We start from the raw sequence: 23,053 nt of genomic DNA on the forward strand, positions 1-23,053 counted from the left end.
ACAGACTTAGGGGATGCAAGTAAGGGAAAATTCACGCTTTTCAAACGCGCGAAAGGGGTCTTTCGAGCGTTCCCTTTTTAGTTCAACCACCAACCTACAGGAGTTCTCATGATATTCGCAGTGTTCATTCCGCCCATTTACTTCCTCCTCAACAAACGAATCGGGATGTTTTTGCTTACGAGCGTGATGTTTGTCTTTGCGCTCGGTTTTGCCATGACAGGGATTCTTCTTCCTGTATCCATCATCATGTGGATTGTTGCCATATTCCTAGCCGCTCGTGACCTGGGACGAAGGAAAAGGACTGAGATAATGACGCAAAATGCCGAACTCATCGCAACCAAGATGGCGGAGAAAATGCCGAAGCAATAAATCACTAGCCCCTCTTCCTAAAACCATACATGAAAATCACACACTCTCTTTTCCTTTGCCTCGTTCTCATTGCGCTCGCCGGATGCGCGACCCAGGTTGGCACAACTACATTTCCCGAGCCAACTGCGGGATTTACGCCAAAAGACACTTATGCGATTCCCTACGACAAAGTGTGGGATGCAAGCGTAAACGCCCTCGACAAAAATCGCATTGCCACGACGAGCATGGAAAAGGCGTCGGGAACCATTGGAACCGATTATATTGAGGGGCCGAGCGCCCTCATCGCCGGTGGATTTGTTGGAGCGCAGAGCACGCGATATAAATTCAATCTTGCTTTACGTAATCAGTCTAATGGCAGCGTCCGACTCAACATTCTCTGCAAAATTGAGAGCACGATCAAGGGTGGCTCCGGCGCGAGCCAATGGACGGATGTGACTTCGCAGAACCGCGAGCGGGCAACGAAACTGGAAACTTGGCTTTACGAAGAGGTCGAAAAAGGGCTGTAAAAAATTCCGGACACCATCGTGTCCGTTAAACGGGTATTTGTAGCGTCGTGGCGATATGGATCGAATTCTGGAAGGAGAGCCGTCCTTTTTGGAGAAACAAACAGTGGACTTTATTTAAAGCCGTTTTAATATTCGGCGCCGGTTCGTATTTAGAAGGAATGATATGAAGATTGGAAATTGGATAAAGGGGTGTTTTTTAATTTTGCTCTGTCTCACGCAAGGTCGGATTCTTGCTCAATCAAATCCGCCGACTCCTCCCATGCCACCGCCAGGCCGAGTGCTGGACGCGTGGGAATTTCAAACCACCAATTGGGTTAGTTTCTTTCGCGATGAGCCGCTCTCCTTTTCCAATCTTTCTCTCACAGCCGATTGGGCCGGAAACGGCCTTCTTCTGGATTCCTCAAATTCCGCGTATCTCAACTACGCAATCGTGGCAACAAATGGGTGGACAAATATTTCCTTGCTCAACGGTTCTCTTGAATTGTGGTTTTCAGGAGACTGGAATTCGAGCGACGGCATCGGCAATTGGGGCACCTTACTCGAAGCTGGAACTTGGAACACCAACGCGACCCTGAGAACCGGAGCATGGGGTATATATCTTTCGCCGGACGGATCGAATATTTACTTTTCGTCCCAAACCACAAATTCCGGCACCAATTATTTAAACGCCCCGATCTCTTGGAATGCCGGCGATTGGCACTATTTGACCGTCACATATTCTCCTACGAACTCCGCCTTATATTTAGAAGGCACCCTCGTCTCCAGTGGAGCGGGAGTTGCTACGAACTTATCGGTCGGAAGCAACTCTTTTTCAATCGGAAGCGACGGAAACGGCACTGGCCTCCTCCAAGCACGAGGAGTTTTCAACAACCTTATCACCTATAATTATCAGCTTGATCCTGAGACGATCTCCAACAACTACGCCTACGATTCACAGAGTGTTTATCCTTTGCCGTCGAGCGGCGGCGGCTTTCATCATGACTCAACCGGACCACCGCCCATCCCTGGTGGTGGAAGCAACTCATTAGACGATTTAGACCCCGGCCCTGGATTTTCTTCGCGGGTTTATGGAACAAATGATTTTTATCTCCAAGCGCTTCCTTTGGGAACGAATTCTTTCAATAATAACACAAATGATATAACCGTATTGCTTCATGGAACCCTCTCTGCTGTCGCTTACGAAATTTGGAGCACAACGAATTTGCAGGCAGGAATGACTGATTGGGTCTTGGAGACAAATGTCATCGGGTTCCCCAATACAAATGTAACGGTGGCGATCATTCCGATGGGAAATAGGCCTACATTGTATTTCAAAGCCGTTTCGTTTTTGGATACGGATCAAGGCGGATTGCCTGATTGGTGGCAGCTAAAATATTTCGGCCGTTTAGGCGTTGACCCTTACGCCGATCCCGACGGTGATGGGTGGAATAATCTGCAAGAATACGTAAACGGCAGCAATCCTAATTCGCCTGATGGTCCGCCTCCGCCGCAAAATGCTTTTGAGGAACTCGATCCGAGCGGGACAAATGTCATCATTTCTTGGGCCGGAAGTCCGGGGCCGATTACGGGCTATGACATAAATAGTTTAGGATATGGCGATCTTGGTTCCGTGAGTTCACTGACATTCACCAATTCTGACTTATATGCCTCCTATGATATTCCCGTCGGATACACTATTTCCGCAACTTCCTCTTATGGATCATCAATAGGTTCAGTCGTTGTCGCGGACAATTATTTGTGGAAGCAAATCAATCTCATCCGAGGGCCTCAAGGGCAACTGTATCTCACCATAATCAGCCCGGCGACCAATCTCGCTACGGTTCGTATTTTCGGATATGCGGACGGACAAAGCACATTCGACGCTACCTTTCCTTCTTTTGACGTTCCGATAACCGCCTTCACAAACGGAATTGCCGCACTGCCGACAAATAGCACTGACATTGCATTTGCTTATACTGCCGTATATGCTCGTGGAATCAGTAGCACCGGAGATTATAGCAATCCATCATTTTTTTATCTTGATAGCTCTTCTTGGTTGGCAGAAACCGGCACAACGTCGCATAGTGACTTTCCGAACGCCTCTACGGAGATGAAGCAAAACATCCAATTTTTATTGAGGGCGGCTACTGTAGGTAGTGCATTTAATTGCGATACAGGGAACGCAGATTTTGTTAATCGTCAAATCAGTTATTCACCTTACTTCACGAGCAGCGCAAATGACTACGTTTATTCCGGATTTAGGAATTATACGGTTTATGATGCAATGCTGCCGGCCGAACAGAATTTCATATTCAATAATTTTGTATATAATTCTTCGTTTGGAAAGGGCATATATTATCCGCCTGCTGGCGATTTTGATGACAGCTTAATCGGATGGGGCGGCACCGGAGTGTCCTTTTTAGACACAACGACCGAAACGAATCACATTGCTTTCGATCCGCCCTTTCTTTTCAGTGGATACACAAATCCGATCCAATCAGCGCTCGGGATTAATAGCTCTCCGTATAATATTTTCGACCGCGACTTGGTCATCACGAACGATGTAACGGGCGGATTTGCGGATGTTGGGATCACGCCGCATCTGAACGGGACTTTGCAGATGTCGAGCGGGGTGCGTAACATTTATGGGTTGACGATCAATAGCATTTTAGTCCTAAACAGCAATCGGTCGGTTACTCTTTCTGCCGGTTCGGAAATAGGCCCACTCGATACGAATCAACCGTCTTGTTTGTTCCTGAACGCAGCGATTCCAAGTCTTGAAACCGTAAGCTATTATTTCAATCAAAGTGAAAACATTGGCAGCAATCCGGGAGAGGGCAGTTTTTCAAATGCTTCGGAAACCCAATTGTTTATGTTAGGCTGCGGACAATCAATGTTGGTGGCGGGGTGGGCAAAGCAGGCCGTCACGAACGGCTATTCCGGCGTGTATGCTTATTTACAGCAGTATTTCGACAAAGCTTATGTGGCAGATACTAATGGTGTCGCTACTTCTACTCAGACTGGCATTTTGTCTCCCTTTGGCGATTTTTACGCTACTCAACCGGGACCTGCGGCGCTTGTGACATTACCAGACAGTGACACCGGGCAACGAGGAACGAATATAATCCATGTGGTCAAATTACAATTCGATGTGAACCATGACGGGCAAATGGATTTATCTCTGACAGGGCCAGACAATACGTCGCCCGATCACCCTTACGTTTTTTGGGTCAACAATAATTACGACAGATTTAAACTTGATAAGGACGATGACGCATATTATCAGGACGATCTTGATCCTGTGGACATAAATGCGTTGCCGGTTCAACAGCGGGTTCCTGATTTTGCATATTCCACGAATGGATTGCCTTCGATACCGTGCACACGAGACCTCGAAGATTACGCGCGACTATGGATTCCTGGTTTGACCTCGCTTTTACAAGCAGCCTCCACTAATTACACGATTCGCTTGAGTGGCTACGGAATAAGGATTTATTCAGCGGTAGAAAGCGACGGAGGAACAAATTATTTGAGCGACAGCACCACCGCTAATGCTCAAGTCTCGGACTCGTCCTCATTGTATCTTGGCACGCTTGATGGCTCATCCCATATTATTTTAAGTGGACGAACGAATTTAACTGAGCACTTTATTTTCTGCGGCATCGGAGCAACGACCAGCTATGTGGTGTTGGAAGCCGTTGATGGAAACGGGAATGTAATTGGTCAGGCCACGGCATATATCCAACTGGTGGATATCAAAAACTTGTATGAACGATGGACAGTGGGAGAACGTGCTCAATTCCCGCCGACCAACATTGTTCAATGTTCAGTTGACGATCTGCCTCCTGGTCAAAATGTCGGTTTCCAATATCCATACAATCCCGCTGTGGACACGAACAAGCCCTACATCCTTTACGTCCACGGTTGGAACATGACGACGTGGGATAAGGACCGCTTTGCTGAAACTGCCTTCAAGCGATTGTATTGGCAGGGATACCAAGGCAGATTTGGTGCGTTCCGCTGGCCGACAGGAAATGGGTTTATCGGGGCTGGTTCTCTCGCCACTAACCTCACGGAAAAAGACAATTACGACAGCAGCGAGTTCAACGCTTGGCAGTCTGCATCCGGTTTGACAAATCTTTTAACCTCCTTAAATGGGAAATATCCTAGCCGCGTATATCTTCTGGCTCACAGCATGGGCAATATCGTGGCGAGCGAGGCGTTGCGACTGTCCGGCGGACAAGTGGTCAATACTTACGTTGCGAGCCAAGGGGCGATTTCGGCGCACACCTACGATACGAATGCTGCCATTTACTCATTTTCTTATCCTCCTTTTTCGTCTTCACCCGACACGCCCAATATTTACGGGAATTGGTTTGCTGGACTCAATGGCAGCGGAGCAGGGCGTATCATCAATTTTTACAACACTAATGATTATGCTCTGGCGCGCCCCCATTGGCAGCTTAATCAGTTATTTAAGCCAGACCAAGACGTGCTTGAAGGCACTACGAACTGGTATTACGGATATAGCGGAAGCATCGGTGACCCGCCGCCGTGGAATCATTTTTATAAGCAAACATTCACCGGGAGCACAGTGATCAGTTTCAACATTGTCGCGAGCCTGAATGATCTTTACGAAGTCACTGCTTATGCAGCGCAATCCTACACGACGGCGTTGGGCGCAACCTCCGTAAGCCATGTGGCTGCAAATGTTGATTTAACGACTCTTTGGCCTTCGCCCGACCCTCTCGGGAATAATTACGGCTCCCACTTTTATCACAGTGCCGAATTTCGAGGCGACGCCCCGCCGGAGTGGAATTATTGGCATACGCTTCTAACTTCTCCAACGACAGGTTTTAATATCAGTAACCCATGAAAATCCGTAACTCAATATTGAGTCTCGTTGCCATAGTTGCGCTGCTGATCGCATTGATAATTTGGCATGAGAGCAAAAATTCAGCGAAACCATCCTCCGAAGTGGATGAACCGAATGTTGCGCCACAAGTTACCACTCCCTCCGTAGCGACTGCGCCTCCGCAAAGCAGCCCACCCGCGGCAAAACCTGCCAAAGGTGCCGACCTGTCGCTATCCCCGCCGCTGAGCAAGGCAGATCGGACAATCGGAATGCTTTCCACTTATAACGATGTTCCGATAGTGTTTTACGGCAGGGTCGAAGATCAGTTCAGTAACGCTGTGGCAAATGCCACCGTCAATTTTGATGTTCGAGTTTATAATGGCACAGAATCTACCGTGAAGCGTGGACAGGTAATGACGGATGCCGACGGCTTTTTTACCGTCTCGGGATATCGAGGGCAAGAGTTGGGGCTTGTTCCAAAAAAAATGGGCTATGTCCTGGCGACGACCGGCAGCGGCACATCCTTTAAATACTCAAAACTGGAAGAACATCCGTATGTGCCCGATGCTGCAAATCCAACCGTGATAAAAATGTGGAAGCTGCAGGGCGCAGAGCCGTTGGTGACTATAGACCAACATTACAAAATCCCATTCACGGGTGCGCCCATCTTTGTTGATTTGGTGACAGGAAAAATCGTATCAACCGGCGGAGATTTAGAGATTATCGTGAAGCGCGCCGCCGGTGCCATCACGCAAGTCAATCATGGCGATTGGTCTGTAGAGTTTGCGCCTGTCAACGGAGGAATCATGGAGTCTGATTATCACACCTCTCAAGTTGCTTTTAGTGCTCCCGAAAATGGCTACCAAAACAGCCTTTTAGTGCAGATGAATCACGACAATCCCGATTGGTTCGACAATATCCAAAAAGTGTTTTTTCTAACGAGCAGAGGCGGCCAGGTTTATAGCAAAGTTTCCGTTGATTTTGGGATTAATTCCGACCCAGGCAGTATGATGTGGCTTCAATTCAAAGGAGTCGCGAATGCAAACGGCTCTCGAAATTGGGAAGCAACAGCACACTAATTCATTGGTGTCTCAATGCAGTGATTTTTAGCGGTGGTCAGAGTTCATGGCTTTGTGGAACCTTGTGACTGGTGAACTGTGGCCGTTCTCTTCTCGCGGAGTTGCCACAGTGCAAGACGAGCCGAAAAAACCAGGAAGTGCGTCGCCCGAATGATTATCGTCGTGGTATCGCTGGCGAAGGGACGGCATGACGTTTTCACATCGTCGCTGTGGCCTTCCTGTCCTTCCTCACTTCCCTCGCATCCGAAACGTGACAGCCAACGCCACAGCGTCAAACATGTCCATGCGACGATCTTCATTTGTCCACGTGCGACGTTTTGGCGGTAAACGTGACGCAAGTTCATCGGGAAACTGCCTTGCCAGAGTTTCGGCCATTTGGTGTTTTGTCCACTTTGAGTTGCTGAAGATCGAACTTCGCAACTGGTTTACAGAAAGCAATCCCACTTTTAGCTTGCGCTTCCCTGCCGCCTTGATGATTTGCTGCTGTAACGTCTTGATCCGGGGAGCGCGGCGAGAGCTTTTGGAATCCACATTTGGAAGCAGCAAAATTCCCGGTTGAAAATATTCAATCAGCTTTTCTACCCTCGCAAGTGACTGAATGTTTTTGTCGCCTTTGACCTCCTTGCAACCAAGATCAACGAGCATGTTTGGCCCTTCCATGACGGCATCTCCATTCTCGAATTCTGGCCACTCAATGCGCCCTCCATTTGTAAACGGGTGGCGAAGCATACGACTTTCTGATTTCGTGAAGAGCCTAGGATTATGGAAACGCGCTAATTCGATGAAACGCAGCCCATATTCTCGGGTAAGCAGATGTGTTGTCCTTCCGGTCGCGTTTGATTTGAACATGAGGTCAAAGAAACGCCGTGCTTGAGCAGGAAGTATTTTTCTGCGGAAATCTGGAATAGCGTTAGCACAATGCGCTGCCATCGCAACCCCATAGCTCGCCGCCAATGATCTCTCAAAAACATAAGGGTCGTTGATTTCGGACGCCTCCTCGGTTAATTCGAACAACGCAGCAGGGTCGCCAAGTCCGAACCAATATAAGGCGCGCGTAACCCTGTCGCGAAAATTACGAACTGTGGTGGTCAAAAGCCATAAGAGCCATTTGGCTCGAAGGCAGTCAGATTGTGTCCGTTTTTCAATTTTACTTTTCCAACGAGACTCTAAAGATTGCACGTCGGCGGCAACGTCAAGAACACGCTCAAATCCAAACCTGTCTGGAAAGTTCCGCCGAACCCACTCTGTCCATTGAAGGTCACGCTCACCGACAGGCATGGGCCTTAACACTGAATCCAAAAACGTAGCGTTGAGCGGATGGTTTGAAGCTCCTCTTGTTTGGTAGAGGCGTCGAAACAAACGATCTGAGCCTGGCCTTATTTGGCGAATATGCTCCGCCAATGCACTGATGGTCGTCTCATCAAGCAGATTTGCTTCGTTCGTTGCGGCAATTGCCAATACTCTTCTCAATTTCTCGACCATTATTCTCTGCCGTTTATTCTTGAAGGAAATAATCGAGAGCAGAAACGGTATCATAGCCCAGCAATTTATTGCTGGGTTGAATTCCCCTTTAAAACAAGTCCCGGCAGGGACGAAAGAAATCCAAGTGTGGAACCAAAACTTCCATACTCGCCCAACGCTTCTCATTAACCTCCAACTTCAGTTGGGGGAAACCCGCTCCCGTGCGCGCAAGAAACTGTTTCAACAGTTTCTCAAATTTTCCTTCTCCCGCTTCCGCCACGCGCGCTCCTGCTTCTGCGTTTCCCCACGAAGCAATTCCTCCGCTGACCAGCCTTTTTCCCGCGCGTATTTTGCCAACGCAAACAATTCCCGTGCGACTTCACTTTTGTCGCGTCCTTTCAACGCCTTCGCACCCTTGGCGAGTAAACCCGCCTTCGCCGCTTTCTTGACGAGCTTTTCCGCGCGCAATAACGCGGGCAAATGTTTTGGAATTCCGTCCAGGGCGGAAGGACGTTCGTGCTTCGTGCCTTGCTTCTCCGCTTTTTTGATTTGCTCCCATTGCGTCCACACGGCGGCGACCGTCTTCGCTTTCGCATCGCCGAAAACGTGCGGATGCCTTCGCACCAATTTCTCCGCGATCGTGCGCGTCACTTTTTCAAAATCGAATGCGCCGCGTTCCTTCGCCATCTGGCAATGGAAAACCACTTGCAACAATAAATCGCCAAGTTCCTCCACCATCTCATGATCGTCGCCCGCTTCGATGGCGTCCATCAACTCATAGACTTCCTCGACCGCGTGCCAGCGCAGCGTGCGATGGTCCTGCTCGATGTCCCACGGACAACCGCCCGGCCCGCGCAGCCGTGCCATCACTTCGAGCAATTCCGTAATCGCAGCTTTTTTTGGCATGGCTTAGAGAATGACCAAATTATCGCGATGAATCACTTCGCCGCGCCCCGTCTGTTTTTCGCGAATATCCACCGAACTGAAATTGGCGATGCCGCGCGCGAATTCATTTCCATCGAGATCGCAGATACGCAAAACGCTGCCCGTCTCAAAATCGCCTTCGAGCTTTGACACGCCCGGCGGCAAAAGACTTTTCCCCTTTTCACACAGCGCCACCTTCGCCCCCGCATCCACGAACAGCGTGCCCTTGGGATGATGATAAAACGCGATCCACCGTTTGCGCCCCTGCAACCGCGAGGATTGCGGGATAAACAATGTGCCTTCCTCCGCGCCATCCATGATTCGCGCGAGCACATTTTTTTTGTGGCCTGACGCGATCACCAGCGGAATGCCCGAGCGCACGACAATTTTCGCCGCCTGAATTTTCGACGACATGCCGCCGACCGCCGTTTCGCTGTCGGTCCCGCCCACGCTGCGTTCGAGCGATTGATCAATCTGCTCGACCGTGTGAATCGTGCGCGCGTTCGCCTTGCCAAAATTTTCAATGACGCCATCCACCGTCGTCAAAATCACCAACAAACCTACTGGCAATAATGAGGCCACGAGCGCCGAAAGTTTGTCGTTGTCGCCGAACTTTAATTCGGTGGAGGAGACGGCGTCGTTTTCGTTGATGATCGGAACAACACCGTGGGACAGCAGAGTGACGAGGGTGTTGCGCGCGTTGAGATGCCGCGTGTGGTCCTGCAAATCCTCGTGCGTGAGGAGGACTTGTGCGACATGGAGATCGTGTTTTGCAAAAAGTTTTTCATACGTGGCCATCAGCCGCGACTGGCCGACTGCGGCGCACGCCTGCAATTCGGAAAGTTCACGCGGACGTTTTTTAAAACCGAGCGCGCCCATGCCGGACCCGACGGCGCCCGATGTCACCAGCACGACTTCACAACCCGCGCGGCGTTGCTCGGCGATCTGCGCGGCAAGCTGCGCCATCTGCTCGAGATCAGGCTGCTTGCGGCTGTCCGTAAGCACACCTGTGCCGAGCTTGACGACGATACGATTGATTTTTTGTAGCAACTGGCTTCGCACGGAAGTTACGTAGCAAATGCGCGTGGATGTGTCGAGGAGACGTTGTGTGACGGAACTACTTTCGAGGCTTTTTATTTATCCAATACAAAATCAATCGCCTGCCAAAGCATGTCACCGCACGCGGCGCGGCGGGCGCGTCCGGCGGATAAAAGAGCGCTGGCATCCGGGCGTCCCCTGCTCCGCCCCAAGTGTGAATTCATTTGTGCCACGAGCGCTTCGGCGTTTCCCGCCGGAAAAAATCCGACGCGCTGGTTCTCAATTTCACGATTCACCGGGATGTCGGAAATAATGGCGGGCAGGTCGAGCGCCACCGCGTCATAAATGCAACCACCACCCGGGCCGCCTTCAAATAACGTGGGCTGGACGACCGCGCAGGAATTTTTCATGAGTTCGATCTGATCGCGTTTTGGAATCAGGCCGAGAATGTGAACACGCTTTTTCAAACCGCGCGCTTCCATCTTCCGCATCAAATTCGGAAAGTATTCCGGATCGCTCGCGCCCAGCGTGGACCCGGTGCAGACGAGTTGGACTTCCGGTTTTTGTGCGGCGAGCAACGCGAAGGCCTCGAACGCGGTCGCATGATCTTTGTGCGGCCAGAATTGGTTCGAGATGATGAAGTAAGGCCCGTTAATGCCGTAGCGCGCGGGCACGCCGGAAATATCTTCAAACCAATCGCTATGCGGCGCGGCTGAGAACGGGAGCGCAAAAACGCGAGCGGTGGCTTGCGGAACAAATTTGGCGATGTCGGAAGCGACGGCGCGGGAATTGACGATCACGGCTTTAGCGGTCGTCAGCATCGCCACAAAATGTTCATCGCGCGAGCGGCAGCTTTCGGGCGTGAAATTTTGCGGAAAATATTTGTGCTGAAAATCGAACGCATAACCCACCCACGGGCGGGTGAAATGGCGAGCGGGCGGATTCAACGCGGGCAGCACGGCGTCGAGTTTCAATTTATCAACCGCGCGGCGAAACGCGCTGCGGCCCACGTCAATGTGCTGGATGGAAATCTGATTTTCAAACGGCGCGAACGCTTCGCGCACGACTTCGGCGGAAGGCGCAAAACCGGGCTTCGGCGTTTTGCCGGAGATTTTATCTTTCCAGCGGCGCTTGAATTGCCGCCAGCGCAGGCGCGGCCCCGAATCCGCGATGATCAAATAAAACTCCGCGGACTTGGAACGCGGACTTGCGAGCAGTGATTCGACCACTCCGGCCAGGAAATCCACCCCGCCGCTCCACCCGATAAAGTCTTGCGAGAGGATGCCGATTTTCACCGGGCGGTTTCTTTCTGCGAGCCCGATTCGGCAATTTGAAAGAAGCCCGTCAACTGTTCGTCTTCGCCGCCTTGAAAAACGTATCCCAACGAGCGATACAAACCCGCCGCGCGAACATTGGCCGGATAAACTTTGAGGCGGATCTTTTTTGCTCCGCGTTCGGCGGCGGCGGCGTGCAAAAACTGCATCAGGCGGCGCCCGTAGCCGCGGCCTTGCACGGCGGGATCAATCGCGATGCCCAGGCTCGGCACTTCGTAGCCTTCGTCCCAGCCGCGCAACATTCCATAGCCGATGACTTCCTTTCCCTCCATCAACACGCAGTAAAAATCTTTGCCGGAATAAGCCGATTTCTTCTTGGCTTCCTCGCCCGTCAGCGGATGCGGATGAAAATGTTCTTCTGCTCCCGATGCTTTTAAACGCTCGAAAAATGTGCCGAGCGCCTGAGCATGTTCGGGAATAATTTTTTGGCACGCGGGCGATGCCGTTTTCGCCGGTGTTGCGCCCTTGGAATTTTTTTGCTCAAAAAAACTGCGGATGGTGTTGGCGATAAGTTTGACCTGCTCCAAAGTCAGTCCGGGCCAGCTTGGCAGATTGATTCCTCGCCACGCGAGATCCTCCGCGACGGGATGCCTTTGATAACGCGAAGCATACATCGGCATCGTGTGGACGGCATAAAATAGCGGACGCGTTTCGATGCCCGCAGCGGTGAGATGTTCGCGCAGCGGTTCGCGCACTTCGGGAGTTTGCACCAGCAGGGAAACCATCCAATGGCCATGCGTGACTTCGCCAAACTCGCCATGCAACTGCACCGGCAGACCGGCAAGTTCGGTGCGATACATCTCGGCGAGCTTGCGTTTTTTGCTGATGAATTCTTCGGCGCGTTCCAACTGCGCGAGCCCGATGGCGGCGCAGATATTCGTCATGCGATAATTGTAGCCGATGACATCGTGCCAGTATTCGCGATGCGCGGCGAGGCCCTGGCCTTTGAAATGGCGCGCGCGTTCAAACAGCGTTTTATCATTGGTGACGACCATGCCACCTTCGCCGGTCGTGATGGTTTTGTTGCCAAAAAAACTGAACGCGGCGATATCGCCAAACGTGCCGACGTGGCGGCCCTTGTAACGCGCGCCAAACGCCTCGGCGCAATCCTCAATCAAAAAAATACGATGTTCGCGGCAGATTTTCGTGAGCGGATCCATGTCGCAAGGATGACCATAGAGATGCACAGCCATGACGCCTTTGGTGCGCGGCGTGATTTTGCGGCGTACGTCTTCGGGATCCATTTGCCACGTGTTCGCGATCGAATCCACAAACACCGGCGTGGCTCCGGTGTAAGCGATGGCATTGACGGCGGCGACATAGGTCAGCGTGGGCACGATGATTTCATCGCCGGGCCCAATGCCGAGCGTGACCAACGCGAGATGGAGCGCGATGGTTCCATTGCAAACGCCCACGGCGTGGCTCGCGCCAATGAAATTCGCGAATTGATTTTCGAATTCGCCGATGAAGCGGCCCTTGGAGGAAATCCAGGTGCTGTCGAGGCATTCCATGACGTAACGCTTCTCGTTGCCGGACAGGTCGGGTTGATAAACGGGGATTTGATATTTCATGCCGGCGTAAGAGGCCAATCCGCAAAGACTGGGGTCATATTCATAAAAAAAGGATAGGCACTCGGATGCTAAATGCCACAAGAAAATATGAATGGTTTCGCGTGCGCCGCTTCAAATGGGCTACGCCGGCAACAATTCCGCGTATAATTTTTGCATCCGCTCCGCGAGCGCGATCACCGAATAGTCTTTCGTGACTTTTTCGTGCAGGGCGTTTTTTTGAGCCGCGGTGAGCGCGGGCGTGCTGGCCCACTTGAGCATGGCCGCGCCCAATTCCTCGACGGACTCCGGTTGGACGAGCTGGCCAAAATTGCCGACCTCGAAAGCTTCGGGAATTCCATCCAGCGCGGACGCGATCACCGGCTTGCCGCACGCAAAGGCTTCGAGCAAGACCAGCCCGAAGGCTTCGGTGCCGATTTGCGGATGGACGAGGCAATCAATCGCGTTCATCGCTTTCGGCATGTCCTGACAGTAAGGAGTGAGCCACGCTTTGCCCGCGAGGCCGAGCCGTTCGATGTCCGCGCGCAAAGTGTCGCCCATGCTGCCGCGGCCGATGATGAGAAAACGCGCGGCCGGAACTTGCGCGTGGATGCGTGCCGCCGCCTGAAGAAATTCGCGCTGGCCTTTGCCGCGTGGCAGGTCGTATCCGCCGGCAACAGCGAAAGCATAATCGCCCGGCTGCAATCCCCATTCGCGCCGCTGCGCTTCCGCGTCGAAGGGACGAAAGCGCGCGGTGTCAATGCCGCCGTGAACGACGTGAACCTTGGAATGGTTTCCAAACACGGGCGGACGGCTGTGGCGCTCTTTTTCCGGCGAGGCGGGCTCATAAAAACCGTCCCGCAGGACGCGCGCAGTGAATTCGGACACGGCGATCAAGGCATCGCATTGCCGAAGGAGCAGCACGCGGCTAAGCCAGGAGCGCGGGCTTTTGGCGAGGTGACGGGACAAAATGATTTTTGGTTTCGCGCCCGACAATTGCGCGGCCAAGAGGGTCGGCCAGATGTCGCGGCCATGATGGCCGTGGACGATATTGATTTTTTCGCGGCGAATGAGTTTTGCTGTGTAAGAGATGTAACGAAGTTTGAGCCAGCCTTCCGGCGGCGTGACATGAAACGGAATTTCGAGATTGCGGATGACGCGGGAAAAATCGCGTCCATCGGGCCCGGCGATGCTGACGTTTTCGCCGAGTTGTTTCAGGCCATAGGCAAGCTTCACGCATTGGTCATCCGTGCCGCCGCCGGTGAGGAGCGTGTTGAGATGCAGGATGCGCAAATTATTTGCCGCCGGTTTCGCCATGATGGGGGAGATATTGCGAGAGGCCGCGTTCGCAACGGATTTTGTTGGATGCGATGGTTTCGGCCAAACGCTGCTGGCTGGCGGGGACGTGATCCTTGGGGGCTTGAGGATGGTTCAAGTGGTAAACAATCGCGCGGCCATAAACGAATTTGCGCGTCCGGCCCAAATGATACAGCCGCGCGCCGAGATCGGAATCTTCGCCGATGCCCCAGCCGGTGTATTCCTCGTCAAAGCCATTCACGGCCAGCAAATCTTCGCGCCAGAATCCCATGTTGCAGCCGATGATGCCGCGATGTTTGCGGTTGCGCTGCACCAACGGAAACGGAAAACGAAAGGCCTTGGCGATGCCGGTGATTTTGCCGTGCAGGCACCAATTTAAAATGGGCGTGCGGAAGGAATCGAAGTCGTGAACGAATTTTTCCTGCACGAAACAACGGCGGCCCTGAACCCAATAGCCGCTCTCGGCGAGCGCGGTGTGGTCGCTGATGAATTCCTCGTGCGGCACGCAATCACCATCCAGCAGGACAACGTAATCGCCGGTGGCGGCGGCCAGGGAATGATTGAGGATGATGGTTTTGCGAAATCCGAGGTCGTCGTGCCAGAGGTGGCGAAGCTCGATTTGCGAGTTCCATCGCTCGATGCGCTCGCGCGTGGGTTCGGCGGAGCCGTCATCGGCGATGAGGATTTCGTAGGGCTTGAGGGTCTGGCGAGCCACACCGTCGAGCACCTTTTCCAGCGCATCGGGCCGTTGATACGTGCTGATGATCAGCGAGATTTTGGGGCCGGGCATGGCGGGGGCGGTTCGGAGTGAAGATGCTCGTAAAGGCGGCTGTGGCGGACGAGCGTCGAGTAGGCGGTCGAAACCGCGATGAAAAATCCGGGAAAGCCGTCAAGGAATCCGCGGCGAAAAATATACGCGCGAAGAAACCGCCAGCCCGAACGCACGATCACGGCGGGCGCGGACCAGCCGGTCTTGGCCTCAAGCTGGCGCTGCAAAAAAATGTCCGAGAAGTAACTCATCTTCTGCACATAACTATTGATCGTCGGATTTGTGTAATGATGCAAATCCCCGGCGATTTTTTTTTGCGGGCCGATGAGTTCGATTTTGCAATGTTCCGGACTGCCGTCCCACTTGCCGGCGCCGCGCTTGATGAGACGCAGGACGTGGTCGGGATACCAATCGCCGTGCGTGATCCAGCGGCCGAGGAACCACACCTTGCGCGCGAAATACGCACCGGCAAAATGTTCCTGATCGCCTGCGAAAAATTTTTGGATGGACTCGAACAATTCGGGCGAGACTTCCTCATCGGCATCCAGGCACAGCACCCACGGTTGCGTGCAATGTTGCAGTGAAATATTTTTTTGCTCGCGAAATCCCTGCCAGCGTTCGCGGATGATTTTTGCGCCGTGCTTCAAGGCGATTTCTTCGGTGGCATCGCGCACTTCCTCATTCAAAACGATGATGATTTCGCTCGTCCAGCCGGAGACGCTCTCCAGGGCGCGGCCGATGCGCGCGGCTTCGGCGCCCGAAATCATGCTGACGCTGATGGGGAGTTGGTTCACGCCGGATGGGAAAATATTGGTGAAGGGCGCGGCAGTCGGAGAGGCCGCGGAAGTGCGCCCGAATTTTTCATGGAAACAAGTGAAACATTCTCCTCACACGGTGAAAAGCCTAAAACGATTTTTTGCTTTTTGACTTGTCTGGCGTAAAATGTTTTGTACTTTTTTTGCGCTGGGTGTTTCGCGGGCTTAGGGAAACTCGCGCGGCATCCGCGAACAAACAATTATTGTAGTAACCTAGATGCACCATTCAAATTCGACTCCACCCGCCAGCGCACTCAACCGTTATTCCGCCAAGAAAATGGCCAAGCCGGTCAATTTCGTTTGCAACGCGCCGGAGGCCAAGGCGGTCACGCTTATCGGTGATTTCAATGACTGGGACCCCAATGCCTACCCGATGAAACGCCAGCCGGACGGCGCGTGGCACGTGCAGATTCCACTCAATCACGGCCATCATCATTACCAGTTTCTCGTGGACGGCAAGCCGACGCTCGACCCGCGCGCGCAAGGCATCGCCCGCAATGAACAGAACGAAAAAGTTTCGCTGATGTCGGTCAGTTGACCGGCCCATTCAGTTGTTTTCGAGCGCGCCGCCGTTCGCGGGCGGCTTCTGGTTTTTCGCGCGTTGCTCGGCAAAGAAAGTCTGGAGCAGCGCACGGCATTCGGTTTCTTTCACGCCGCGGGTGATTTCGCATTGATGATTGAGCGTGGGGAATTGCAACAGGTTTAACGCGCCGCCCGCCGCGCCGCCTTTTGGATCGCTCGCGCCAAACACGACGCGCGCGAGGCGCACGTGGACGATGGCTCCGGCGCACATGGGACAGGGTTCTTTCGTCACGTAGAGCGTGCAATCGGTCAGCCGCCAGTCGCCGACGACTTCTTCTGCTTGCGTGAGGGCGAGCATCTCGGCGTGCGCGGTGGCGTCCTTGAGCAATTCCACCTGGTTGAACGCGCGGGCGATGATGCGGCCGTTGCGCACGACCACGGCGCCGATGGGCACTTCCTCAGCTTCATAAGCGCGCACCGCCTGGCGCAAGGCTTCGCCCATGAAATACTGGTCGCTTTGCAGGTCAATGATCGGTTCTTCAGCCATGAGCGGGAAGGCTTTCCTCGACAATCCAGGTGTTGCGACCATCCGCGCCGCATTCGCAATCGGCTGCGAAAAATCCGCCGCGATGTTTCCAAAACAACGGCCAGATTTGTTCGACGTCGGTCACGGGCATTTTCAGTGCCGCGAGTTGTTCGCGGGAAAAAAATTGGAAACGGCCTTCGCGATGCGGCACGGGCACGGATTTTAATTTCACTTTCACCTCGAACAAAAACAGGAGCCAATGGCTTTGGCCTTCGTAGCCGCGTTCGGCGATGATGCCGGTGAGATGCAAATCGCCGGGGCCGAGTTTCACGCCCATTTCCTCCCACGCTTCGCGGCAGCCGCAGACGTAGGGAGATTCGCCGGCTTCGGTGTGCAGCTTGCCCCCGCAGGGACTCCACAGCCCGAGGTTCGGCTGCTGCGCGCGTTCGAGCAGCAGGACTTCGTCGCGCTCATTGAAACAATAGAGCAGCGTGGCGATTTTGTAGGGCAGCGTCATCGGCGACAGTGAAGCAGGGGGGACGCGGACGGGCAAGCGTAACCCCTGTGCGCGGTCAACGGGGCATCCGGCACTGCCCCCAATGGCAAGGTGGCACTGCCGCGCCCCTCCCGCTGAAACCAAATCAAACCCGCTCGTCCCACGCTTCTCATTTCCCCACCGCCCCATCCCGCATTCCGCACTCGTTTAGTTTCCCAATCGTCACACGTTCGACCGGCATTCGTCACATTCGCTTTTCATGCTCGCTAAAACATGAAAGCGGGACGCTCCTTCGAGCCACATTTGATCGTCAATGAACTCCGGCTGCCGAAGAGCAGCGAATGGCGTCCGCAACTTCACGGCTGGGCTTTCATTCGGATTCGCAGCGGCATCAGCTATTGGCAACAGACCCAATGCGTGCGCGAACTCGAACCCGACAGCGTCCTCGTCCTCACCGGCACTACCCACGGCGCTCTTCGCGCCAGCCAATTAAACGACGTTGAGATTGATTACTTTTGCCTCGACCCCGAAAAACTCGCCGGACTCCTCACCCTCGGCGAACAGCAGGCGCTCATGAAAGCCGCCGCCGCTGGACGCCCGCTCTCCGTGCGCGTCCTCCCGCCCGCGGACACCATTGCCCAACGCTTTAAAAATCTTTGCGCCAACCACGCCACCGGCGGCCTCTCGCTCCGCCTGCAACTACTCCAACTCGTGCTCGACCTGTTCCAAGGCGAGATGGAAACCACCAACGAACCCTCCACGCCGGAAATCGAATTGGACGGACGCGGACGCTTAAAGCAATTTCTCAATCAAACCGCCGCCGCCGAATTCCTCGACCTCTCACTGGCCGATCTCGCTCCCCGAATGAATTGCAGCCCGCGCCACCTAAGCCGCCTGTTCCGGCAGGAAATGGGCGCCTCCTTCCGCGACAAACAAACCGAAATGCGCCTCGCCAAAGCATGCCAGTTGCTGGCCACTTCCAACGCCAAAGTGATAGACGTCGCGCTCACCAGCGGCTACCAATCCAACAGCCTCTTCAGCCTCATGTTCAAAAAACATTTTGGCGTCAGCCCCGGAAAATGGCGTCAAAAAAACACCCGCCGCCCCGCCCCCCGCGAAAAGCTCATCCGCATGCTCCCCGTATAAATAAAAAAAAATTCCATTCACTAAATCAACCGGTCATGTAACGGTCACTCTTCCGAACAAATCGAAGATAAGGTGATTAACCGGTTGACAGGTAAAAATAGGTCTATTGCAAAGTTACGCCTTGCCCCATACTGATATTCAAACCCAAAAGGTTTGATGCCGTCTCACTGACTGAATAAAAGCCAGATGCTAGATTAGTTATAATCAAATTCATGGAGGAGCCATTCACAGTTCCTTTTTGCACAACAAACACATTGCTATAAATACTATAACTGATGCTGGTAATTTGACTTATGCTATCATTAGCAGAAGCTGAAATAGTAATAGAATGATTTGAAAGGATAGTTCCGGTAATCGGGCTGGTCACTACTAAATTCGGAAGAGCACCAATTACTAGTTGAACGGCTCCTTGTCCACCAAACGATAAGGCTTGCATTTTATAATTTTGCCCGGCCGAGGCCTGAAATAAAGTACCATTGTGGTAATATGAACTATTGATTACTGGAACTTGATTTAAAGCTCCAAGCTCGCTGCCTGTATAAATGTCCATTCCAGGATACCCGGGAGTTCCACGTGCAAGTACTACCACTTGCCCTGACGCCGGAGCCGTCCAACTCCACCATATCGAAGCAAAACCATTCCCCGGTTCGCTATTTTCAGTAGTGGCATTAATGTCGTAGCTTGTTCCTAACAAACCATATCCTGAAACAGGAATTCGATTCGCAAAATTATCGTTGATTGGCGGTGGCATATGAGACGTGCTGTCTACGACGCGATAAAAGCTATTAGATTGATTGTTACCCAGACGATTTGTAAATGGGTAATTTCCGTCATAAGCTACAAGTGCAAATACATTCGACCAATTCAATAAATTCGACGAAGATTGGACGATATATCCACGCCCCGCAATTCCATGAATATGAAATTGAACGCCTGGCCCTTGGCCCGGAATGATTTCTGGTATGGCGTTAAAATGCTCAGATAAACCTCCTTCCGCAGAGTGATCCGAAAGTCCTCCAACTATACCGCCAAACGTGGCGTCAGGAAGTGAGCCGGCTACGAACCCGCGACCATATATTCGCGGAAGAAAAGCCCGAGGTGCTTGCGCACCGCTGAAAGTGGACGACAACAATATTGAATAGTTGGAATTTACCTCCAATAAAACCGGGCCATTAGTCAAGGAACTGGTGACATCAAAAAGCGTCTCGCGAAATGGCGTTTCATCCTGCGCATCGTCCGGCGCGTAATTGAAAAGGCGCGTCACATCGGCCGGACGATTGCGGATGATGCTCGAAGCCGTGAAATAAGTATTCGCGCTTTTGACAAAAGCCGCTTTGGCACTCAACAAATCATTGGTCGTGGAAAACGTCAGCAGGCTTGGGTATTCGGACAAAAGCGTGCCGATGTCAAATGTGTTGCTGGAATAGAGCGACCGCAAAACCGTCAACTGCACGTCAAGATTCCAGTCATAAGTATTGTAAACAAAATATTCCATACCATCGAGGAAAGAGCGGATCAGTTGAATATCACCATAATCCATTGTCACCGCAGTGATGCTCGTGTCCTGCACGGTCAAAGCCAGCGTGAAATTCGTATCGGTGACCACGGCGAGATTCGCTTCCGCGCCGATGATTTCGCTAAGCACACTTCCGCGCGCGAGGGCCGTGCAGTCGGACAGGCTCACGCCGGCAGGCGCGATCGGAAAGCGTTGCGCGTCGTGCGGCAATCGCGCTTTCCATTGATAAATATTCCGGCCAGTAGTTGGCACGCCGAGCGTCGTCAAAAAATTGCTGACGGCCGGTTGCGAGGGCAGCGCAAATAAACGGCTGAGGCCGTAAAATACATTTGCGGTCGGGTCGTTGGGCGACAAGGCGACGGCGTTGGAAAAACTGACGCTCGCCGAAACGATGTTGCTGACGGCAAGGTAACTTCGCCCTTGTGTAATATAGTCCGATGCGGTTTGCGCGCGGCAAATCATTGCGGACATCAGGGACAATAGTGACAGGAGTAACAACTTTATTTTCATGGAGTTTTTTCTGATTGGGTTTCCGCATCGGCCGGAGAAAAAAGCGCTAATGTTCGCGATTGGCCTTTCAAAAGAATAGTTCCAAGCCCAGGACCGCTGGCGTGAAAGATTCCCTTGGCGGCGTGGGTTTCCTTCGCTTCGTTATGCAGGCTCACGCCGTCGAGTAATTCCCAATCGCCATTGGCGGCAAAGCGAACCCGCCCGCAAACCACTCGCGCCGTTCCGACGCTCACGCGCACATTGCGGAGTTCAATCCGGCTGCCACCGGCGGCAGTTTTGAGGAGGCTTTGGATTTGTGCAAAGCCGTAGGCCGCCGATCCCGGATTGGGAATATCCAGTTGAAATGTTTCCATCGCGATCAATGGAAACAGTCCGATGCGAAAAAATCCGCGGCGCTCAAAATCCTTGTGCAGCCACGCCGTCCGAAGCGTGGCGCATGGTTGCGCCTGGTTGCCAAAATAAATTCTTTGCTCCCACGCGGTCCCGGCGAGATCCCCTAATTGGATTTTGATTTCGGGTTGGTCCTGCGCCGCCAGAGGATGAGCCACGCAAATAGAAAATAGTAGCAGCCCTGCAATGAAGCAGTGCCGATGGTTGCGCAAAATACTTTTTGACCCGCCGCTTTCTTTCATAAGCCCGTCAAGTTTCGCACCGCAAGCCATCGCGGCTGCTTAAAGTTTTCTTGCAGCAAACTCCTTTTAACTTCTCATCTCACGAAAACCGAAAAGTTTGTCGCGTTTGATGATCTCCACGATCTGCGGCGGCACCATGGATTCCCACGAAGGATCGTAAGTCTGGATGCGCGCCAAAACATCGCGGGAAAAGATCGGCAGATAATCCACGTTATGTTTTTGGATGCTTTCAACGTAATGGTTCTCGATGAGATACGCGTACAGATTTTGCAGATGCGGCGCGACCTTCATGCTTTCCGCCGTGGTGACTTTGCCGGTGACCGGATCGCGCCACGGATAAACGTAAAGCTTCACGGAATTCTTGAACAGGCGCCCGAGCGATTCCAGCAGGCCGCCTTCAAGATCGGTGTAAAATTTTTCGTCGAAAATTTCTCGCAGACTGGGAACGCCGAGCGCAAGGCCCATCGGTTTTTGCGTGTAGCGGGCAAGGTAAGCCACCAGTTTATAATAGCGCGCGTAATTGGAAATCAGCACCGTCTTGCCCAACGCACTCAATACATCCACACGCTGAAGAAAATCTTTATGATCCACGCCGCCGTCCGAAAGCAGGTTGCGCAGCGTCATTTCCATCAGCACCGTCGGCTGGTCGCCCTTGACGTTGGATTCCTCGACAAATTGTTCGTACGCCCGGTCGAGCATGTCGAGCGTGGTGTTCGTGACCGGGCGGAAACTGCCGCGCTCAACCAACACCGGTTTTTTGTAGAGAATGTCCATCGGCTGAACGACTTCGCCATCCGCCGTGAACATCGCCGCGTCGGTCAACCCCTGCTGGACGAGTTGCAAACTCATCAAACGATTGTCCAGCTTGGCAAATGCCGGGCCCGAAAAACGGATCATGTCCAGTTCAATGCGATTGCGCGTGAGGCCGTCCATGAGGGACTTGATCAAAACTTCCGGCTGCTTGTTATAGTGAAATGCCGCGTAAATCAGATTCACGCCCAGCATGCCGAGCGCCTCCTGTTCGCGGACGTTTTCGGGATCGAGCAAGCGCGCGTGAATGATGATCTCGGAAGGCTCGCTCTTCATCTCCGCCTGGAAACGAATGCCCAGCCACCCCTGCCCTTCGTCATGACGCGTGAAGCTATGCGTGGCGACGGTATCGGCAAACACAAAAAAAGTGCACTTATCACCGCGCTTGGCGTCAAGGCGTTCGAGCAGCAGCTTGTATTCGTAAGCCAGCATGGACTCGAGCCGCTTGCGGCTGACATAGCGTTCGCTCGGGCCGTAGATGGCGTCGCTCACGCCCATGTCATAAGCGGAAATGGATTTGGCCACCGTGCCCGCGGCACCCCCGACATGAAAAAACCACCGCGCGACTTCCTGGCCCGCGCCGATTTCGGCGAAGGTGCCGTAAACCTTGGCGTCCATATTGAGTTGGAGCGCCTTTTGATTTGTATTGAGCGTTTCGTCGTTCATAGCATCGGTATTTGCAAAGTTGCTTTGCCACTGCCCTGCGGCAATCAAAGCGATAAATTTCCCGCAGGGCAAGCACCCATTTCGAGATTCACGGGCAACCGTTTTTTATGCGTGAAAAGGTAACACTACCGGGTGGTGCGCGTGGATTTAAAGAAACGAGACAGAAGGCAGGAAAGACCGAATTTCCTTGTTCCGAAAAGTAAAGTTACGCAGCATGGCCGCACAAAATGTGTGTT

Annotated in this window: 19 protein-coding genes and 1 pseudogene; 6 read left to right on the forward strand and 14 right to left on the reverse strand. The window is 52.9% G+C overall.

Annotated elements, in window-relative coordinates:
• Positions 1 to 120 precede the first annotated feature (120 nt).
• From VH413_16870 to VH413_16885, 4 genes are all read left to right on the forward strand, one after another.
• Entirely contained in the window at positions 121 to 369 is a 249-nt protein-coding gene (locus VH413_16870) for a hypothetical protein (GenBank protein ID HEX3800370.1), read from the forward strand.
• A 29-nt stretch (positions 370 to 398) separates the two neighbouring features.
• The gene (locus VH413_16875; protein HEX3800371.1) at positions 399 to 875 is read left to right on the forward strand and encodes a hypothetical protein; all 477 of its coding nucleotides are present in this window, start codon (positions 399 to 401) and stop codon (positions 873 to 875) included.
• Between the two features lie 163 nt (positions 876 to 1,038).
• Complete coding sequence (locus VH413_16880; GenBank protein ID HEX3800372.1) at positions 1,039 to 5,730, forward strand: LamG-like jellyroll fold domain-containing protein; 4,692 nt, start codon at positions 1,039 to 1,041, stop codon at positions 5,728 to 5,730.
• Positions 5,727 to 6,788 (forward strand): Ig-like domain-containing protein, encoded by a 1,062-nt coding sequence (locus tag VH413_16885; protein ID HEX3800373.1) that lies wholly within the window; start codon positions 5,727 to 5,729, stop codon positions 6,786 to 6,788. Before VH413_16880 ends, VH413_16885 begins: the two co-directional genes overlap by 4 nt.
• 228 nt (positions 6,789 to 7,016) lie before the next feature.
• Here VH413_16885 and VH413_16890 read toward each other — a convergent pair whose 3' ends face one another.
• From VH413_16890 to VH413_16930, 9 genes and pseudogenes are all read right to left on the reverse strand, one after another.
• The gene (locus VH413_16890; protein ID HEX3800374.1) at positions 7,017 to 8,324 is read right to left on the reverse strand and encodes a hypothetical protein; all 1,308 of its coding nucleotides are present in this window, start codon (positions 8,322 to 8,324) and stop codon (positions 7,017 to 7,019) included.
• A gap of 165 nt (positions 8,325 to 8,489) precedes the next feature.
• Positions 8,490 to 9,155 carry a MazG family protein gene (locus VH413_16895; GenBank protein HEX3800375.1) on the reverse strand — a complete coding sequence of 222 codons (666 nt, stop codon included), beginning with the start codon at positions 9,153 to 9,155 and terminating at the stop codon, positions 8,490 to 8,492.
• A 3-nt stretch (positions 9,156 to 9,158) separates the two neighbouring features.
• Positions 9,159 to 10,223, reverse strand: a complete 1,065-nt coding sequence (proB, locus tag VH413_16900) for a glutamate 5-kinase (GenBank protein ID HEX3800376.1) — start codon at positions 10,221 to 10,223, stop codon at positions 9,159 to 9,161.
• An 83-nt stretch (positions 10,224 to 10,306) separates the two neighbouring features.
• Positions 10,307 to 11,506 carry a glycosyltransferase gene (locus VH413_16905; protein ID HEX3800377.1) on the reverse strand — a complete coding sequence of 400 codons (1,200 nt, stop codon included), beginning with the start codon at positions 11,504 to 11,506 and terminating at the stop codon, positions 10,307 to 10,309.
• Positions 11,503 to 12,054: a GNAT family N-acetyltransferase gene (locus VH413_16910; protein ID HEX3800378.1), complete on the reverse strand. Its 552-nt coding sequence runs from the start codon at positions 12,052 to 12,054 to the stop codon at positions 11,503 to 11,505. Before VH413_16910 ends, VH413_16905 begins: the two co-directional genes overlap by 4 nt.
• Positions 12,037 to 13,116: pseudogene (locus tag VH413_16915) on the reverse strand (DegT/DnrJ/EryC1/StrS family aminotransferase). The gene VH413_16910 and the pseudogene VH413_16915 overlap by 18 nt, the downstream one beginning before the upstream one ends.
• Positions 13,117 to 13,236: 120 nt before the next feature.
• The gene (locus tag VH413_16920) at positions 13,237 to 14,409 is read right to left on the reverse strand and encodes a glycosyltransferase (protein ID HEX3800379.1); all 1,173 of its coding nucleotides are present in this window, start codon (positions 14,407 to 14,409) and stop codon (positions 13,237 to 13,239) included.
• Positions 14,387 to 15,199, reverse strand: a complete 813-nt coding sequence (locus tag VH413_16925) for a glycosyltransferase family 2 protein (GenBank protein ID HEX3800380.1) — start codon at positions 15,197 to 15,199, stop codon at positions 14,387 to 14,389. The genes VH413_16920 and VH413_16925 overlap by 23 nt, the downstream gene beginning before the upstream one ends.
• On the reverse strand, positions 15,175 to 15,972 hold the full coding sequence (locus tag VH413_16930) for a glycosyltransferase family 2 protein (GenBank protein ID HEX3800381.1): 798 nt from the start codon (positions 15,970 to 15,972) through the stop codon (positions 15,175 to 15,177). The genes VH413_16925 and VH413_16930 overlap by 25 nt, the downstream gene beginning before the upstream one ends.
• A gap of 238 nt (positions 15,973 to 16,210) precedes the next feature.
• On the opposite strand from VH413_16930, the gene VH413_16935 reads away from it, so the two are divergent.
• Positions 16,211 to 16,531, forward strand: a complete 321-nt coding sequence (locus tag VH413_16935; GenBank protein ID HEX3800382.1) for an isoamylase early set domain-containing protein — start codon at positions 16,211 to 16,213, stop codon at positions 16,529 to 16,531.
• Between the two features lie 9 nt (positions 16,532 to 16,540).
• Here VH413_16935 and tadA read toward each other — a convergent pair whose 3' ends face one another.
• Both tadA and VH413_16945 read right to left on the reverse strand, forming a co-directional pair.
• Positions 16,541 to 17,062, reverse strand: a complete 522-nt coding sequence (gene tadA, locus VH413_16940; GenBank protein HEX3800383.1) for a tRNA adenosine(34) deaminase TadA — start codon at positions 17,060 to 17,062, stop codon at positions 16,541 to 16,543.
• The gene (locus VH413_16945; protein ID HEX3800384.1) at positions 17,055 to 17,558 is read right to left on the reverse strand and encodes an NUDIX domain-containing protein; all 504 of its coding nucleotides are present in this window, start codon (positions 17,556 to 17,558) and stop codon (positions 17,055 to 17,057) included. The genes tadA and VH413_16945 overlap by 8 nt, the downstream gene beginning before the upstream one ends.
• 252 nt (positions 17,559 to 17,810) lie before the next feature.
• On the opposite strand from VH413_16945, the gene VH413_16950 reads away from it, so the two are divergent.
• Positions 17,811 to 18,683 (forward strand): helix-turn-helix transcriptional regulator, encoded by an 873-nt coding sequence (locus VH413_16950; protein ID HEX3800385.1) that lies wholly within the window; start codon positions 17,811 to 17,813, stop codon positions 18,681 to 18,683.
• Positions 18,684 to 18,786: 103 nt separating this feature from the next.
• Here VH413_16950 and VH413_16955 read toward each other — a convergent pair whose 3' ends face one another.
• The 3 genes from VH413_16955 to VH413_16965 form a co-directional block, all read right to left on the reverse strand.
• Positions 18,787 to 20,709: an Ig-like domain-containing protein gene (locus VH413_16955; protein ID HEX3800386.1), complete on the reverse strand. Its 1,923-nt coding sequence runs from the start codon at positions 20,707 to 20,709 to the stop codon at positions 18,787 to 18,789.
• Positions 20,706 to 21,257, reverse strand: coding sequence for a hypothetical protein (locus VH413_16960; protein ID HEX3800387.1), 552 nt, complete (start codon positions 21,255 to 21,257; stop codon positions 20,706 to 20,708). The genes VH413_16955 and VH413_16960 overlap by 4 nt, the downstream gene beginning before the upstream one ends.
• Before the next feature lie 150 nt (positions 21,258 to 21,407).
• On the reverse strand, positions 21,408 to 22,817 hold the full coding sequence (locus VH413_16965) for a TonB-dependent receptor (GenBank protein HEX3800388.1): 1,410 nt from the start codon (positions 22,815 to 22,817) through the stop codon (positions 21,408 to 21,410).
• Positions 22,818 to 23,053 lie beyond the last annotated feature (236 nt).

The organism is Verrucomicrobiia bacterium (assembly GCA_036268055.1).
Lineage (GTDB): Bacteria > Verrucomicrobiota > Verrucomicrobiia > Limisphaerales > Pedosphaeraceae > DATAUW01.

Excerpts from the sequence above, each read along its gene's own strand:
- VH413_16890 (HEX3800374.1), bottom strand. The coding sequence starts at position 8,324 with ATGATACCGTTTCTGCTCTCGATTATTTCCTTCAAGAATAAACGGCAG.
- VH413_16925 (HEX3800380.1), bottom strand. The coding sequence starts at position 15,199 with ATGCCCGGCCCCAAAATCTCGCTGATCATCAGCACGTATCAACGGCCC.
- VH413_16935 (HEX3800382.1), top strand. The coding sequence starts at position 16,211 with ATGCACCATTCAAATTCGACTCCACCCGCCAGCGCACTCAACCGTTAT.
- VH413_16955 (HEX3800386.1), bottom strand. The coding sequence starts at position 20,709 with ATGAAAATAAAGTTGTTACTCCTGTCACTATTGTCCCTGATGTCCGCA.
- VH413_16880 (HEX3800372.1), top strand. The coding sequence starts at position 1,039 with ATGAAGATTGGAAATTGGATAAAGGGGTGTTTTTTAATTTTGCTCTGT.
- VH413_16895 (HEX3800375.1), bottom strand. The coding sequence starts at position 9,155 with ATGCCAAAAAAAGCTGCGATTACGGAATTGCTCGAAGTGATGGCACGG.
- VH413_16875 (HEX3800371.1), top strand. The coding sequence starts at position 399 with ATGAAAATCACACACTCTCTTTTCCTTTGCCTCGTTCTCATTGCGCTC.
- VH413_16885 (HEX3800373.1), top strand. The coding sequence starts at position 5,727 with ATGAAAATCCGTAACTCAATATTGAGTCTCGTTGCCATAGTTGCGCTG.
- tadA (HEX3800383.1), bottom strand. The coding sequence starts at position 17,062 with ATGGCTGAAGAACCGATCATTGACCTGCAAAGCGACCAGTATTTCATG.
- VH413_16920 (HEX3800379.1), bottom strand. The coding sequence starts at position 14,409 with ATGGCGAAACCGGCGGCAAATAATTTGCGCATCCTGCATCTCAACACG.
- VH413_16965 (HEX3800388.1), bottom strand. The coding sequence starts at position 22,817 with ATGAACGACGAAACGCTCAATACAAATCAAAAGGCGCTCCAACTCAAT.
- VH413_16950 (HEX3800385.1), top strand. The coding sequence starts at position 17,811 with ATGAAAGCGGGACGCTCCTTCGAGCCACATTTGATCGTCAATGAACTC.
- VH413_16945 (HEX3800384.1), bottom strand. The coding sequence starts at position 17,558 with ATGACGCTGCCCTACAAAATCGCCACGCTGCTCTATTGTTTCAATGAG.